At 71.0% G+C, this 15,567-nt stretch carries 11 protein-coding genes; 6 read left to right on the top strand and 5 right to left on the bottom strand.

The window, feature by feature from the left end:
• Positions 1-144 precede the first annotated feature (144 nt).
• Positions 145-1,668, bottom strand: coding sequence for a CehA/McbA family metallohydrolase (locus WAB15_RS18030; protein ID WP_407286884.1), 1,524 nt, complete (start codon positions 1,666-1,668; stop codon positions 145-147).
• Positions 1,669-1,864: 196 nt separating this feature from the next.
• On the opposite strand from WAB15_RS18030, the gene WAB15_RS18025 reads away from it, so the two are divergent.
• From WAB15_RS18025 to WAB15_RS18010, 4 genes are all read left to right on the top strand, one after another.
• On the top strand, positions 1,865-2,689 hold the full coding sequence (locus WAB15_RS18025) for a TIGR03619 family F420-dependent LLM class oxidoreductase (RefSeq protein ID WP_407286883.1): 825 nt from the start codon (positions 1,865-1,867) through the stop codon (positions 2,687-2,689).
• Between the two features lie 355 nt (positions 2,690-3,044).
• Positions 3,045-3,446 carry a VOC family protein gene (locus WAB15_RS18020; RefSeq protein WP_407286882.1) on the top strand — a complete coding sequence of 134 codons (402 nt, stop codon included), beginning with the start codon at positions 3,045-3,047 and terminating at the stop codon, positions 3,444-3,446.
• 135 nt (positions 3,447-3,581) lie between these two features.
• A complete protein-coding gene (locus tag WAB15_RS18015) occupies positions 3,582-6,242 on the top strand; it encodes a bifunctional FO biosynthesis protein CofGH (protein ID WP_407286881.1) in 2,661 nt (886 codons plus the stop codon).
• Positions 6,243-6,567: 325 nt separating this feature from the next.
• Entirely contained in the window at positions 6,568-9,756 is a 3,189-nt protein-coding gene (locus tag WAB15_RS18010) for a tetratricopeptide repeat protein (RefSeq protein ID WP_407286880.1), read from the top strand.
• Between the two features lie 242 nt (positions 9,757-9,998).
• Here the strand turns inward: WAB15_RS18010 and WAB15_RS18005 are convergent, their stop codons facing one another.
• Both WAB15_RS18005 and WAB15_RS18000 read right to left on the bottom strand, forming a co-directional pair.
• Entirely contained in the window at positions 9,999-10,253 is a 255-nt protein-coding gene (locus WAB15_RS18005) for a hypothetical protein (RefSeq protein ID WP_384430192.1), read from the bottom strand.
• A gap of 182 nt (positions 10,254-10,435) precedes the next feature.
• Entirely contained in the window at positions 10,436-11,395 is a 960-nt protein-coding gene (locus WAB15_RS18000) for a D-2-hydroxyacid dehydrogenase family protein (protein ID WP_407286879.1), read from the bottom strand.
• 449 nt (positions 11,396-11,844) lie between these two features.
• On the opposite strand from WAB15_RS18000, the gene WAB15_RS17995 reads away from it, so the two are divergent.
• Positions 11,845-12,966, top strand: coding sequence for an ADP-ribosylglycohydrolase family protein (locus WAB15_RS17995; protein ID WP_399146632.1), 1,122 nt, complete (start codon positions 11,845-11,847; stop codon positions 12,964-12,966).
• Between the two features lie 20 nt (positions 12,967-12,986).
• Here WAB15_RS17995 and WAB15_RS17990 read toward each other — a convergent pair whose 3' ends face one another.
• Positions 12,987-13,184 (bottom strand): hypothetical protein, encoded by a 198-nt coding sequence (locus WAB15_RS17990; RefSeq protein WP_407286878.1) that lies wholly within the window; start codon positions 13,182-13,184, stop codon positions 12,987-12,989.
• 42 nt (positions 13,185-13,226) lie between these two features.
• Between WAB15_RS17990 and WAB15_RS17985 the strand changes: the two genes are divergently transcribed.
• A complete protein-coding gene (locus tag WAB15_RS17985) occupies positions 13,227-13,655 on the top strand; it encodes a DUF4345 domain-containing protein (RefSeq protein WP_407286877.1) in 429 nt (142 codons plus the stop codon).
• Here the strand turns inward: WAB15_RS17985 and WAB15_RS17980 are convergent.
• A complete protein-coding gene (locus WAB15_RS17980; protein WP_407286876.1) occupies positions 13,642-15,255 on the bottom strand; it encodes a sodium:solute symporter family protein in 1,614 nt (537 codons plus the stop codon). The two genes, WAB15_RS17985 and WAB15_RS17980, sit on opposite strands and share 14 nt — an antisense overlap.
• Positions 15,256-15,567: the final 312 nt, after the last annotated feature.

Below are 15,567 nucleotides of genomic sequence, written 5' to 3'. Positions count from 1 at the left end.
CCACCCGGCATGTTGCTCTCAGAAGTCGCAGATGCCTGCAACACCCCAGGCGCCGGTCACGCCTCAGGCGTCTGCCACGCCTCAGGCGTCTGCCACGCCTCCGGCGCCGGCGACGTGCCCCTCACCCCACACCCCGCACACCTCTCAGGCCTCCCACCGCCCCAGGAAGATCGGGTTGGTCATGGCTGCCATCGGGCCCGGGAGGCCCGCTGTGGTCGGCGGGTGGCGGACTTCCGCGCGTATATAGGCGGCGTAGTCCGGGGTGGTCTGCCACGTCACGGTGCCCTCACCGGACGGCGGAAGCGCGGTCGTGTACAGCCGGCCCTGGTCGGTGACGAAGGAGACCGTGCAGCCCGGGGCGCCGGACACCTTCAACCGGGCGGTGACCCGCGTCGTGCGGGGGACCTCCAGGCGCTCGCCGATTCCGGCGTGTTCGCCGCGCTCGCCGGTGACGGAGAAGGCCAGGTCGACCTTCGAGGACTCGGCGATCCAGACCCGGCCCGCCCGTATGCCGTCCTGGAGGGCGCGGCGGGAGAGATCGTCGGCGAGCACCACGGTCTGCGGCAGACCGACGACGTCCGGGTCGCGGTGGGCGTCGCTGTGGCCGACGGCCGGCAGCCAGCCGGCGCGGCCCTGGGTGTGCGCGACCAGCGCGTTGTCCCACTCGGCGAGGGTGACCTCGTCATCGGGGGTGTACGGGCCGTTCCAGACCTCCACCGCGTCCGCTTCGTTCAGCCCGAACTTCCAGTTGCAGCCGATGCACGTGGCGTGTGGATGCGCCGGGATGACCAGTCCCCCGGCCCGTCGGATGGCACGCGCGAACTTCCCGAAGGCGTTGTCGCGCGCCCGGTAGCGCCAGTCGATGAAGACCCCGGGGTCGGTGCCCATCGCCACCACGTGCCCATTGCGGGTGGTCACCTCCTCGCCGGTCAGGATCAGCAGGTCGTCGCCCCACAGGCCTTCCCAGGCGCGGTGCGCGGAGGTGGTGTTGTGTTCGGAGGTGGTGATGAAGTCCAGGCCGGCGGCGCGGGCCAGCGCCGCGATCTCGGCGGGTGTGCGCTTGCCGTCGGAGTGGACCGAGTGCAGATGGCTGTCGCCGCGGTACCAGGCGCGTCCGCGGCCCCGGGCACGCTGGGGCGGATAGACGGGCGCCGGGGTGTGTCGCCGGGGGCCGTACCGCAGGGTGATCGTGACGTCGTAGGACAGTCCCTGCGGCGCGACCGTGTACGGGCCGAGGGCGATGTGCCAGGTGCCGGCGTTGACGGGGCCGGGAAGGTATCCCGGGGTGGCCTCGTCGGCGCGCAGGAAGAACTCCGAGCGCGCGCCGCCCGACCAGCCGCGGAAGCCGGAGCCGCCCAGCTCCGTGCCCCGCTCGTCGAAGATGCCGATGTCGCAGGCGTTGCCGGTCGTGCCCTCGGGCACAGGAGGCTTGTCGTAGCGGTAGGAGACGGCGATCTCCCTTACCCCGCGGGGTACTTCGACCGGCAGATAGACGAAGTCCGGCGCGCCCGTCGGCAGATGGCCGGTAACCCGGCGGGTCTGCTCACCCGGCTCGCCACCGGGTCGCCCGGCCGCCGGCTCCGCGTCGGCGAAGCTCACACGTCCGAGCGTAAGCGCGCCCGTCGTGCCCGCAACCGCCGAAAGTCTCAGAACATCGCGTCGTTCCATACCCGCCCCCCGTGTCGTCTCGTGTCGTCTAGGGCTGTCTCGCGTCGTATCGGTCTCGTATCGCTGCGCGGTCGTTTCGTTGCGCCGCGTGAAAACTGTTGTACGCGGCTGTGACGCGGAGGGAAAGGCCTGTGGATAACTGTCGGGCGCTGAGGCAACATGCCGTCACCCACACGCCTGACGGAGGTGTCCACAGATGCGGATCGCGACCACGATCTTCCTGACCGACGAGACGATCCGGCCGGACCAACTCGCCCGTGAGCTGGAACAGCGCGGATTCGCCGGCCTCTACCTCCCCGAACACACCCACATCCCCGCCAGCCGCGACACTCCCGCGCCCATGGGCGAGCCGCTGCCCCGCGAATACGGCCGCACCCTCGACCCGCTCATCGCCCTGGGCCAGGCCGCCGCGGTCACCGAGCGCCTCGCCCTGGGCACCGGCATCACCCTCGTCACGCAGCACGACCCGGTCGACCTCGCCAAGCAGATCGCGACCCTCGACTTCCTCTCCGGAGGCCGCTTCACGCTCGGCATCGGCTACGGCTGGAACGTCGAGGAGGCCGCCGACCACGGAGTGGAGTGGTCGACCCGGCGCGAGCTGACCCGCGACCGGGTGGCGTTGATGCGCGCCCTGTGGGCCGACGAACCGACCGCGTACAAGGGGGAGTTCGGGTCCGTACGGGCGTCCCTGGCCTACCCCAAGCCGGTGCACGGCGCGCCGCGCATGCTGCTCGGTGGCGCGGCCGGCCCCAAACTCTTCGGGCAGATCGCCGACTACGCGGACGGCTGGCTGCCGATCGGCGGCCGAGGGCTGACCGAGACCCTTCCGGTACTACGGCAGGCCTGGTCGGACGCGGGGCGCGCGGGCGACCCGCTGGTGGTGCCGTACGGAGTGCGGCCGTCGGCCGGAAAGCTGGCCCACTACAGCGACCTGGGCCTGCAGGAAGTCGTCCTGCAACTGCCTGCCGCCGGGGAGGCGGAGGTGCTGCGAACCCTGGACGACTTCGCGCGGTACCTGTGACCCGACAGCGCGCCGGGCAGCCGGGTCACGGGGACCGCGCCAGCACCCGTGACGTACGGGAGCGCGCCGTGCGAGGTGGGTGACGGGCGGGTCGGGTGGCCGAGGCGCGTGCCCGGGAGAGGGCGGGGGCTTCGGCTTGCCCTAGGACCATCGGCGTACGGCCCGGACCGGCCCGGCCGGTACCGCAGACCGATCCGCGTCGGCGCCCGCGGTCGTACCGTCGAAGGTGAAGGACCCGCAGATCCACGGTCCACAGGAGATCGATCACCGGCCCCGGAGGCCGGCGCCCCGAGCCGAACCAGGGGCTCACGGGACGCCGCCGATCGCCGGACCATAACGATCAAGGAGATCCCAGATGCCTCGCCTCGACCACACGATCGTGCAGAGCACCGACCGTTTCGCCTCCGCCCGCTTCCTCGCCGACCTGCTCGGAGTGCCCGAGCCGAAGTCGTTCGGACCCTTCGCCGCCCTCAAGCTGGACAACGGGGTCGCCCTCGATTACGCGGAGCATCTGGGCGGCGGCGGTGAGTTCGTCCCCACGCACTACGCGTTCCTGGTCACCGAGGAAGAGTTCGACGCCATCATGGGCCGCATACAGACGCGCGAACTGCCCTACTGGGCCGACCCCATGCACAACAAGCCCCAGCAGATCAACACCCTGGACGGCGGCCGCGGCGTCTACATCAACGACCCCGACGGTCACAACATGGAGTTCATGACCCGGACGTACTCCGACGAGCTGCTGGCCAGCATGTAGGCATGCGGGGAGCCGCCGCCGGGGAATTGCCCGCTTTGGGCGCGGACATAACCTCCGTCCGCAGTGATCAGCGGCACATGGACCACCCCACTCTCGGGTGGGGGTGCGGTCGGCGGGCGCTCGTATGCTCGGGGAATGACTACCAGCGCGCAGGGACCTGACCAGGCATCCGACCAGGTGACCGACCGAGGGACGAGCGCCGGGCCCACCCAGGGCCGCCCCACGGCGAACGCGATGCGCCGCGCGCTGAAACGGGCTCGCGACGGCGTGGCGCTGGACGTCGGCGAGGCCGCGGTGCTGCTGCAGGCCCGTGGTGAGGACCTCAAGGGCCTGTGTGCCTCCGCGGCCCGGGTGCGGAACGCCGGCCTGGAGGCCGCGGGCCGCCCCGGCGTCATCACGTACTCGCGCGGAGTCTTCATCCCCCTGACGCGCCTGTGCCGGGACAAGTGCCACTACTGCACCTTCGTCACCGTCCCCGGCAAACTGCGCCGTGACGGCCACGGGATGTTCATGTCGCCGGACGAGGTGCTGGACATCGCGCGCCGCGGCGCGGAAATGGGCTGCAAGGAAGCCCTGTTCACCCTGGGGGACAAGCCTGAGGACCGCTGGCCGGAGGCCCGTGAATGGCTGGAGGCGCACGGCTACGACGACACGGTCTCGTACCTCCGCGCCATGGCCATCCGCGTCCTGGAGGAGACCGGACTGCTGCCGCACCTCAACCCCGGGGTGATGTCCTGGACGGACTTCCAGCGCCTCAAGCCGGTAGCCCCGTCGCTGGGGATGATGCTGGAGACGACCGCCGAGCGCCTGTGGAGCGAGCCCGGCGGTCCGCACTACGGATCGCCCGACAAGGAGCCGGCCGTCCGACTGCGGGTCCTGGAGGACGCCGGCCGCTCCAACGTCCCCTTCACCAGCGGGCTGTTGATCGGCATCGGCGAGACCTATGAGGAGCGGGCCGAGTCCCTCTTCGCGTTGCGTCGCATCCAGCGCGCGTACCACGGCATCCAGGAACTGATCATGCAGAACTTCCGCGCCAAGCCGGACACGGCGATGCGCGGCATGCCGGACGCCGAACTGGAGGAGCTGGCCGCGACGATCGCGGTGGCCCGGCACATCATGGGCCCCTCGACCCGCATCCAGGCCCCGCCCAATCTGGTCGACGGCGAATACGCGCTGCTCATCGACGCCGGGATCGACGACTGGGGCGGCGTCTCCCCGCTGACCCTCGACCACGTCAACCCCGAGCGCCCCTGGCCGCAGATCGAGGAGCTGACCGAGCGCTGCGCCACCGCCGGTTTCGAGCTGCGCGAGCGGCTCCCCATCTACCCGGAGTTCCTCCAGCGCGGCGAACCCTGGCTCGACCCCCGCCTGCTGCCCCATGTCCGCGCCCTCGCCGACCCGGAGACGGGCCTGGCCGTCGAGGACGCCCCGGTGGTCGGACGCCCCTGGCAGGAGCCCGACGAGGGCTTCGCGATGCACTCCACGGGCCGTACGGACCTCCACCGCACCATCGACACCGACGGCCGCACCACCGACCGCCGCGACGACTTCGACGAGGTCTACGGCGACTGGGAGGCGCTGCGTGAGGCCGCCGCCCCGGGGATGGCGCCGGAGCGCATCGACGCCGACGTACGGCAGGCCCTGTCGCAGGCCGCCGACGATCCCACCAAGCTCACCGACCCGGAGGCGCTGGCGCTGCTGCACGCCGACGGGCCGGCGCTGGACGCCCTGTGCAAGATCGCCGACGATCTGCGCCGCGCCACGGTTGGCGACGACGTCACCTACATCGTCACCAGGAACATCAACTTCACCAACGTCTGCTACACCGGCTGCCGCTTCTGCGCCTTCGCCCAGCGCCGCACGGACGCAGATGCCTACACGCTCTCCCTCTCCCAGGTCGCCGACCGCGCCCAACAGGCATGGGACGTGGGCGCGGTGGAGGTCTGCATGCAGGGCGGCATCCACCCCGACCTGCCCGGTACGGCGTACTTCGACATCGCCCGCGCCGTCAAGGAACGCGTCCCCGGGATGCATGTGCACGCCTTCTCGCCCATGGAGGTCGTCAACGGCGCGACCCGCACCGGCATGTCCATCCGCGAGTGGCTCAGCGAGGCCAAGGCCGCCGGCCTGGACAGCATCCCCGGCACGGCCGCCGAGATCCTCGACGACGAGGTCCGCTGGATCCTCACCAAGGGCAAGCTGCCCACCGCCACCTGGGTCGAGGTCGTCAAAAGCGCCCATGAGCTGGGCATCCGCTCGTCATCGACGATGATGTACGGCCATGTCGACCAGCCACGGCACTGGCTCGGCCACCTCCGCCTGCTGGCCGAGATCCAGCAGTCCGCGCTGTCCCACAATGTCGAAGGCTTCACCGAGTTCGTCACCCTTCCCTTCATCCACACCAACGCCCCCGTCTACCTCGCCGGTATCGCCCGCCCCGGACCCACCACCCGTGACAACCGCGCGGTGACGGCCATGGCCCGGCTCCTGCTCCACCCGCACATCACCAACATCCAGACCAGCTGGGTCAAGCTCGGCGCGGACGGCGCCGCCGAGATGCTCCGCTCGGGCGCCAACGACCTGGGCGGCACCCTGATGGAGGAGACCATCTCCCGGATGGCGGGTTCGAGTTATGGCTCCTACCGCTCCATTCAGGACCTCATCGCCATTGCCGAACAGGCCGGCCGTCCCGCCCGCCCCCGCACGACGACTTACGGCCCGGTGCCGCAGGAACGTCACAGCACCGCCCTCGCGTCGGACGGCCATCTGCCGGAGCTGCTGCCGGTGGTGGAGTAGGGCTGGAGCAGGGGTGGAGCGGGCGGTGGCCCGGGGCTGACGGGTCGACGAAGCAGATGACGCAGATGACGCAGACGAGGCAGGCGACGCAGATGAGGCCGGCAAGGTCGGTGACGCCGACGAGGTCCACTGCGCCGAGGAACTCAACAGGCGGGATATGGGCGTGAGTTGACCAGCTCCTAGCGTGGTGGCGGGCCGTAAGGACATCGCCCGATCCGGAGTTATCCACAGGCGCCGACGCTCGATTTCGCTGAAGGTTAATCTGCGTGAGCAGGGCGGCAAAGCCGTCAGGATCGACAGACGCTGACGCGGAGGGGGTGGAGGCGTGGACCGCAGCAGGATGTCGCGGCAGGAGTTGATTCGGCTGCGACGGCGGGAGGGGTTCGTCGGGCGGCAGGGCCAGATCGCGGCCTTTCGCGACAATTTCGCGCGGGCCGTGGAGGACCCGGCGTTCCAGTTCCTGTTCCATGTGCACGGTCAGGCGGGCGTCGGCAAGACCTCCCTGATCCGGCAGTTCGAGAACGCCGTGCGCGAGCGGGGCGCGCCGACCGCGTACATCGACGAGGCAGTGCACGGCGTGCCCGAGGCGATGGCCGCCGTGAGCAGCCAACTCGCCGCGCAGGGCCGCCCCTTGAAGGCGTTCGACAAGCTGTTCGCGATATATCGGGAGCGGCGGCACGAGGTCGAGGCGGCGGCCGTGGCGGCGCAGGAGGGGCCGTCCGGGCCGGTGGAGCCGGGCGATTCGCAGGGCCCCGCCCCCTCGCCCGGCAGCGTGATCGCCGCCCAGGCCGGGCTCGCCACCCTCAATCTGGTGCCCGGCGTCGGAGCCGTCACCGGATCGCTGGACCCCCGCCAGGTGGCGCGCGGTGCGGAACGGCTGCGTGGTCTGCTCAGCGCCCGGCTGCGCAACCACGACGATGTCCGGCTGGTGATGTCGCCGCAGGAGGTGCTGACCCCGGTCTTCGTCCGTGAAGTGAGCACCGTCGCCGACGAGGTGCCCTGTCTTGCCCTCTTCTTGGACACCTACGAACGGACCGGGCCGCTGCTGGACGTATGGCTGCGCGACGTCCTGGTCACCGACCGGTACGGCCCGCTGGCTCCCAACGTGATGGTGACGCTGGCCGGACAGACGGCCTTGGACCGCCGATGCTGGGCCGACTACCTCGACTGTGTGGCGGAGCTGCCGCTGGAGGCCTTTACCGAGGCTGAGGCGCGGCAGTTCCTGGCGACCAGAGGCATCGTCGACGAGCGCATCGTCGAGGTGATCCTCCGACTGTCCGGCGGGCTGCCGGTGCTGGTCTCCACCCTCGCCGAGAACCGCCCGCGGGCGGTCGAGGCCGTCGACGACCCCAGCGACACGGCCGTCGAGCGCTTCTTGAAGTGGGAGACGGACCCTGTCCGCCGGGAAGCGGCACTGGCGGCCGCCCTGCCACGCCATCTGGACGAGGACATCTTCCGGGCCGCGGTCGACCCGGACGCCGCCGAGCAGTTCGGCTGGCTGCGCGGGCTGCCGTTCGTCGCCGACCGGGCCGGGCGGTGGCAGTACCACGAGGTGGTGCGTACGGCGATGCTGCGCCTCCAGCGGCGCCGATCACCGCAGACCTGGACGGCCCGGCATCGCCGTCTCGCCGAGGCCGCCCGCCGCCGCCGTGCGGAACGCGCGGTCGACGCCGACCCGGAGCGGTCCTGGACCGACGAGCGCTGGGTGGAGTACCGACTGAGGGAGACCTATCACCGGCTCTGCGCGGATCCCCAGCAGGCTCTGTCCCAGGCGCTGGCCGACATCTTGGACGCGGCCGAGTACGAGCGGCCCGTTGTGCGCAGAGCGGCGGAGAGCCTGCGTCAGGCCGGAGAGGATGCGGGCGCGGCCGAGGCCGGGGCATGGGGAGATCGGCTGGTCGCCGCACTCACCGAGGACGGGGACGGCCTCATCGCGACGCTCACCGCGCTGCTCGCCCGGTCCGGTCTGGAGGTGGCCGAGCAGGCCCGCATCCACCGCATCCGGGGCCGGGAGTACCGCAAGTCCGAAGCCTGGCCGCAGGCGTTCGCCGACTTCGACCGCTGCCTGGAGCTGGCGCCGCACGACGTACCCGCACTGCTCGGCCGAGGGCTGACGCACCGGTATATGCGCTCCTTCGAGCGAGCGGCCGAGGACTACACCCGTGCCCTGGACATCGCCCCGGACTCGGTGGATGCCGCCTCCCAGCTCGGCGAGGTCTACCGCCTCATGGGCCGCTTCGAGCAAGCCGTCACCGAATTCGACCGAGCCCTGGCCGGCCGGCCCCGACATGCCTTCACCATCGCCAGCCGGGCCGTCTGCCATCGTCGTCTCGGGCGCCATGAGGAGGCGCTGGCGGGCCTGGAGCGCGCCATCGAGATCAACGCGGAGTACGCCTGGGCGATGGCCGAGCGCGGCGCGACCTACCGGGACTTGGGGCAGTACGACCTCGCCCTCGCGGAGTTCGACCGCGCCCTGGCGATCAACCCTCACTACGTCTGGGCCTACGCTCGCCGCGGTCTCACGCTGAGAGCGATGGGCCGCTACGAGGAAGCGCTGACCGCCTTCGGGCGCGCGGCCGAACTCCAGCCGGACGACCCCTGGATATGGGGGGTGCGCTGCAACACCTACCTGGAGACGCAGCGTTACGAGCAGGCGCTCGTGGAGGCCGAGCGGGCCCTCGCCGTCGAACCTTCCTACGCCTGGGCGCATACGGCGCGTGAGTTCGCTCGGTGCGCGGCCCGGGGGAGGACCAATCTGCTCACGGGGCGACTGGCGGAAGCGCTGGCGGACTTCGACCGGGTCATCGAACTCGGCGCGGAACGGCCGCCCGGCGGTGCCTCCGCTTTCGTTCTGCGCGGCAAGGTCCGTCTCCTGCTGGGCGACGATCTCCACGCCTTGGCCGACGTCGATCGTGCGCTCGCCGTGGCCGGCCCGACCGAGGCTCTCCTGGCCCTCAAGGCAGGCTGTCTACGCCGCCTCGGGCGCCTGGAGGAGGCAGGGGAAGCGGTCGGTGCGGCGAGGCAATCGGCCGGTGCGCTCGCCGGCCCGGTGGTTCGGTACGAGGCGGCGCTGCTGGCCGGGGCGGCGAGCGAGTCGGACGCGGCCGGGTCGGCCTCCGCCTGGGAGGACCTGCGGTCCGACGGCATACGTCCCGCCCCCGAGCCCGACGGCAGCGATCTGAACGGCGACGGGCTGAACGGCCGTGATCTGAGTGATCTGAACGACAGCGCTCCGAACGACAGCGCTCTGGACGACAGTGCTCTGAACGCGGTGCACCGGTTCATGGGTGCGGCCGCTGTGGCGGTTGCCAGCTGTTGTGCCCTCGGGGACTGGGCGGGTGCCGAAGGAGTCATCGGGGAGCTGCTGGAGGTGGGTGCTTGGGAGCCCATAGCCGAGACCGAGTTGGGGGTGCGTGAGCTGGCTCGGCTTCCGGGGGCGGACGCCGAGCGGCTGGAGGCGATACGCGAGGCGCTGATACGCGGGATGGCTGCCGCGGCGGGCCGGCCGGGCTGAGCGGCAGGGCTCGGCTGAGCGGCGGGGCGGGGCTTCCGTCCTGCGGGGCGAGCGGGGCCGCCCGTGCCCTGCCCGGGTGGTACGGCCCGAGTCACTCCTGAGCGGTGTCACCTGCGCCGTGCCGGGGCGGTGCGGCCCAAGCCACTGGTGAGCGGGGCCGCCCGCGCGGTGCCTGAGCCGTGTGTCCCGAGCTACTCCTGAGCGCGGTGGCCCGAGTTACTCCTGAGCAGGCGGCGGCCGCGTCACTCGCCGTCGTACTCGGCCTCGTGCTGGAGGATGCACTGCTGCCACTGCGACAGGGCCTCCTCGCGGTCGCCTCCGCTGTCCTGGGCGGCGACGATCAACGCGTCGGCGGCCATGGCGGCGAGCCGTACGGCGATGTGGCAGACATCGCGCTGAGGGAGCGGCCGAAGGAGTTCCACCGCGCCGTCGCTGTCTCCGGAGAGCGCGGAGGCGACGACGGCCATGGTGGTGCGATCCCACTCGTACTCGGACATGGGGAGAGCATGCCCAGCGGGCGCCCTCGCCATCATCGAATGGATGAGCGGCACGGCGGCGAGGCATGGGACGGCGAAGGGAGGCGCCGAGCCGGCGGTGGAGGGAGGGAGGGCGGGGGGAGGGGAAGCGGGGGAAAAAGGCCAGGCCCGCTCGTGGCGGCTCGGTCGGGCAAGCGCGCCCGTCAGCCCAGTCGTCGGAGCGGGCTGCCTTGCAGGAAGGCGGTGATGTCCTCGACGGCCTGCTGGAAGTAGCCCTCGTAGTTGCGGCGGGTGACATAGCCGAGGTGGGGGAGGGAGAGGACGTTCGGGAGGGTGCGCAGTGGGTGGTCGGCGGGCAGCGGCTCGTGGTCGAAGACGTCCAGGCCGGCGCCGGCGAACCAGTTCTCGCGCAGTGCCTGGAGCAGGGCGGGTTGATCGACGATGGCGGCACGGGAGGTGTTGATGAGATAGCCGGTGGGCCGTATCCGGCGGAGTTCGTCCGCGCCGAGCAGACCGCGGGTGCGGTCGCTGAGGACGAGGTGTACGGAGACGAAGTCGCTGGTTTCCAGCAGCTCTTCCTTGGTGGCGGCGATGCGTACGCCCGCCTCCTTGGTGCGCTCGGCGGTCAGGTTCCGGCTCCAGGCCACGACGTCCATGCCGAAGGCCTGGCCGATCCGGGCGACCCGGGTGCCGATCTTGCCCAGGCCGAGCAGTCCGAGCGTACGGCCGTGCAGGTCGGCGCCGAGCGTGCTCTGCCAGGGGCCGCCGGCGCGCATCGCGGTGTTCTCGGTGACGAGGTTGCGGGCGAGGCCGAGGATCAGCGCCCAGGTCAGTTCGACGGGCGGTTCGGTGTTGCTGGCCGTACCGCAGACGGTGACGCCGTGCCGGGCGGCGGCTTCCAGGTCGATGGCGGCGTTGCGCATACCGGAGGTGATCAGCAGCCGGAGGCGGGGCAGCCGCGCGAGGAGCGAGGCGGGGAACGGGGTGCGCTCGCGCATCGCGACGACGATCTCGCAGTCGCCGATCGCCGTGACCACGTCGTCCTCGGAGTGGAACGGCTCCCGCAGCGTACGGACGTCCACGGTGCCGGCCAGGGGGGACCAGTCGGCCATGGAGAGCGCGAGGCCCTGGTAGTCGTCGAGTACGGCGCACCGCTGTGTCATGCGATTCTCCGGAGGTCAGGGTCACGGGCACGGGCACGGGCAGTGGCAGGGGCGGAAGGACGGGCATGTTCACGAGCCCGGCACGGCCACAAGCGGGGCACGGACAGTGGCAGGGTGGTGGCGGACGGTGTATGTCGTCGTGTCCGCCCCTTCCGGACCGTACCGCCCAAAAGCCTCCTAGCGAGTGACTGTTCGCATACTCACCTGGCCTGAAATTGATCAATCCTGGTCGATTACAGTGCTGCGCCAGGGGTCCCACAAGGCCTCGGCACTTAGTGAGCTTCGGGAGGGCGCAGTGAGCGAGCGCAGCGAGTGTGCCGTTCGGAGGTGCGCGCCGCGCGAATGCGAGGCCGAGCGGAGCGAGGTGTCGGGGTGAGCGAGCGCAGCGAGTGTGCCGTTCGGAGGTGCGCGCCGCGCGAATGCGAGGCCGAGCGGAGCGAGGTGTCGGCATGAGCGCAGTGGGAGGCGGCGGCGCTATCTGGGGGCGCGCGGAGCAGCAGGACTTCCGCAGTCGGGTACGCGGCTGTCTGCTCGGCGGCGCCATAGGGGATGCCCTCGGTGCCGGGATCGAATTCGAGTCGCTCGACGCGATACGTGAGGCGCACGGCCAGGAGGGCGTGACGGATCTTGTGCCCGCCTTCGGGCGGCGCGGCGCGGTCACCGACGACACGCAGATGACCCTGTTCACCGTCGACGGGCTGATACGGGCGCAGGTGCGCCGTGACACCGGCGCCTGGCACCCGCCCACCGACGTGCACCGTGCCTACCTGCGCTGGGCCGCCACCCAGCACGACTGGGGCCCGGACGAGCGCAGGAAGGACGACGGCTGGCTCGCCCGCGAGGAGTGGCTGTACTCCCGCCGCGCCCCCGGGAAGGCCTGCCTGTCCGGGCTCGGCGACGAGGTGATGGGCACGCTCGAAAAGCCCAAGAACCCCGACTCGAAGGGCTGCGGCGCGGTGATGCGCTCCGCGCCGTTCGGGCTGCTGGTCGGCTGGGAGCCGCAGCTGGTCTTCCAGCTCGCCGTCGAGTGCGCGGCGCAGACGCACGGCCACCCCACCGGCTATCTGGCGGCCGGCGCGCTCGCGGTCATCAGCCACTCGCTGGCCCGCGGTGAGGACCTCGACAGCGCCGTGCAGAAGGCCCTGGCGCACCTTGCCACCCGCCCCGGCCACGAGGAGACCACCGACGCCCTCAAGCGCGCGCTCGGCGCCGTACGGCAGGGCATGCCGACTCCCGCCCGGGTGGAGTCGCTGGGGGAAGGCTGGACGGCCGAGGAGGCGCTGTCGATCGCCGTGTACTGCGCACTGGTCGCCGAGGACATCCGGCACGGCCTGCTGCTCGCCGTCAACCACAGCGGCGACAGCGATTCCACCGGCGCCATCTGCGGCAATCTGCTGGGCACACTGCACGGCGAGACGGCGCTGCCGCCGGTGTGGCTGGTCGAGCTGGAGGGCCGGGACACGATCCTGCAGCTGGCCGACGACTTCTCCATGGAGATGACGCAGGGCGCCGCGCTGCACGGTCCGGCCGGCTCGTCGCCGGGGTGGCTCGCCCGTTACCCGCGAGCCTGAGGCAGCCGGGTCGTACACGGTTACCCGCGAGCCTGAGGCAGCCGGGTCGTACGCGCTGGGCCCGGGAAGGGCAGCCCGCCCATCGTGAACTCCACCTCGTCGCCGACGCCGAGGCAGGGCACCGAGCCGGAGTGCATGTCCAGTTCCAGGGAGGGGCCGCTGTACCGGGCGCGGCCGGGCCACAGGATCAGCCGGGCCTGCGGCTTCGGGCAGCACATGGTGAAAGCGCGTCGTCAGCCACGAACGGCATCCTGGCCGACATGATGATTCCTCTCACACCCCCATTGGCGATCAGCCCGGGCATGTCCCATACGTCGACCGCCGTACAGATCGTCTTCGCGGTCTTCTTCCTCGTGATGGGGCTGGGCGGGCTGGCCGCCCCCGCCCGGGTGCTGCGCCCGTTCGGAATCACCCTGGAAGGGGCCACGGCCCGGACCGAAGTCCGGTCCGTCTACGGCGGTTTCGGGCTGGCGATGGCCGGGCTGCTCGGCTGGGCGGCCATCGAACCGGCCGATCCCATGCGGCGCGGTGCGACGCTCGCGGTCGCCGTCGCCATGCTGGGGATGGCCGGCGGCCGGCTCGTGGCCCGGTTCGTCGAACCGCCGGAGTCCTGGTACCCGTCATGGTTCTACTTCTGGGTGGAGGTGTTCGCCGGAGGCGCGATATTGGCCACCGTCACGGTGACCTGAGCCCCGCGTCCGGCACATCGCCCGTACCGTCTCCCCGCGCAGGAGCCCCACCGTCCCCCTGCGCGGGGACCGCCCTCGCCCCCGCGGCCGCCGCCCCGTCTCCGTCCCCGTCGGCATCGTCATCGTCCTCGGAGTTGATCCGCGCCAGCACCGCATCCCGTTCCGCCGTGGCCTCCGGCCGGACGAGGCCGATCACGACGAAGAGCACGAGCGAGGTGGCGACCGGCGAGACGATCTGGATCTGCAACTGGACCTCGCTCAACCCGTAGTTGGTGAGCCAGAAGGCGAACAGGCCGGCCGCCCAGGACCCCAGTGCCGCCGTGGGCCCGGACCTGCGGAACGTCCGCAGCATGCCGAGCAGGAACGGGATGGAGATCGGGCCGACCAGGCCCGCCACCCACTTGATGACGACGGTGATGATGTCCTTGAACGTGGGCGAGTCGACCTGGGTCGCTATCGCCATCGACAGGCCCAGGAAGGCGACCGTCGACAGCCGCGCGGCCAGCAGCCCGGCCCGGTGCGACCAGCCGCGCGCCCTCGCCGAGAGCGCCGGTGCGATGTCGCGGGTGAAGACCGCGGAGACGGCATTGGCGTCCGAGGAGCACATGGCCATCGTGTGGGAGAAGAATCCGACGACGACCAGGCCCAGCAGACCGTGCGGCAGCAGCCGTTCGGTCAGCAGCGCATACGCGTCGGAGGCGTCCGGCTTCTCGGCCCTGACCAGCAGCGGCGCGACCCACATGGGGAAGAACAGCACCGCGGGCCAGACGAACCACAGCGCCGCCGACAGCCACGCCGAACGCCTGGCCTGCCGCGCGCTGCTGGTGGCCATGAAGCGCTGCGCCTGGTTCCACATGCCGCCGCTGTACTCGAAGGTCTTGATGAAGAGATAGGCGAGCAGGAAGGTCAGCGTGTACGGGCCGACGGTCGGCTCGGTGTGGCTGTCCGGCAGCCGGTCCCATACGGCCCACAGCGAGCCGACGCCGCCCAGCTCGCCCATGACGGTGACCAGCATCGCGACGCCGGCCAGCAGCTGGATGACGAACTGCCCCAGTTCGGTCAGCGCGTCCGCCCACAGGCCGCCGACCGTGCAGTAGACACCGGTGATCAGGCCCGTGAGGAGAATGCCCTGGTTGAGCGAGATGCCGGTGAAGACGGACAACAGGGTGGCGATCGCGGCCCACTTGGCGCCCACGTCCACGATCTTCAGCAGCACCCCGGACCAGGCCAGCGCCTGCTGGGTCGGCAGGTTGTAGCGGCTCTTGAGGTACTCCAGAGGAGAGGCGACACCGAGCCGCGACCGCAGCCGGTTGAGCCGCCCGGCGAACAGCCGGGCCCCGATGGCGATGCCGATCGCGATGGGGAAGGACCAGGTGACGTAGGACGTGACGCCGTACTGGTAGGCGATGCCGGCGTACCCGGTGAACATCACGGCGCTGTAGCCGGACATGTGGTGGGAGATGCCGGACAGCCACCACGGCATCCTGCCGCCCGCGGTGAAGAAGTCGCCGACGTCGTCCACCCGCTTGTGCGACCACACCCCGATCGCCACCATCACGCCGAAGTAGCCGATCAGCACGGCCCAGTCGAGACTGTTCATGCCCCCTCCAGGGGTCCGCCTTGTGAACGTGCCGGGGACGTTCCGCATCAGGAACCACTTCGCCGTGACGTCCTGTGGGGCGTGTTGTCCCCATGCGGGAGCGGGGACTTCGGGGATTGAACCGTCCGGCGAGCGGGCCGGTCAAGACTTCATGGGTCATGAGTGTGAACCACGATCAGCAAAGCGAACGATTTTGCGTTCCCTTGACCAATCGAGGCGTTGTCTGGACCACATCGCCGCCCCGCGATGAACGGACACTTCGCCGGTCCCTGTGGACCCGAACGCCGGGCTCCGCCGGCCGTAACGCGTCAG

The sequence above is a fragment of the Streptomyces sirii genome, from assembly GCF_045690365.1.
Classification (GTDB): Bacteria; Actinomycetota; Actinomycetes; order Streptomycetales; family Streptomycetaceae; genus Streptomyces; species Streptomyces sirii.
The sequence above is the reverse complement of the archived record's forward strand: the minus strand, read 5'-3'. Positions and strand labels throughout refer to the sequence as shown.

Coding starts and splice junctions, on each gene's coding strand:
- WAB15_RS18030 (WP_407286884.1), bottom strand. CDS start 1,668: ATGGAACGACGCGATGTTCTGAGACTTTCGGCGGTTGCGGGCACGACG.
- WAB15_RS18025 (WP_407286883.1), top strand. CDS start 1,865: ATGCGGATCGCGACCACGATCTTCCTGACCGACGAGACGATCCGGCCG.
- WAB15_RS18020 (WP_407286882.1), top strand. CDS start 3,045: ATGCCTCGCCTCGACCACACGATCGTGCAGAGCACCGACCGTTTCGCC.
- WAB15_RS18015 (WP_407286881.1), top strand. CDS start 3,582: ATGACTACCAGCGCGCAGGGACCTGACCAGGCATCCGACCAGGTGACC.
- WAB15_RS18005 (WP_384430192.1), bottom strand. CDS start 10,253: ATGTCCGAGTACGAGTGGGATCGCACCACCATGGCCGTCGTCGCCTCC.
- WAB15_RS18000 (WP_407286879.1), bottom strand. CDS start 11,395: ATGACACAGCGGTGCGCCGTACTCGACGACTACCAGGGCCTCGCGCTC.
- WAB15_RS17995 (WP_399146632.1), top strand. CDS start 11,845: ATGAGCGCAGTGGGAGGCGGCGGCGCTATCTGGGGGCGCGCGGAGCAG.
- WAB15_RS17990 (WP_407286878.1), bottom strand. CDS start 13,184: ATGTGCTGCCCGAAGCCGCAGGCCCGGCTGATCCTGTGGCCCGGCCGC.
- WAB15_RS17985 (WP_407286877.1), top strand. CDS start 13,227: ATGATGATTCCTCTCACACCCCCATTGGCGATCAGCCCGGGCATGTCC.
- WAB15_RS17980 (WP_407286876.1), bottom strand. CDS start 15,255: ATGAACAGTCTCGACTGGGCCGTGCTGATCGGCTACTTCGGCGTGATG.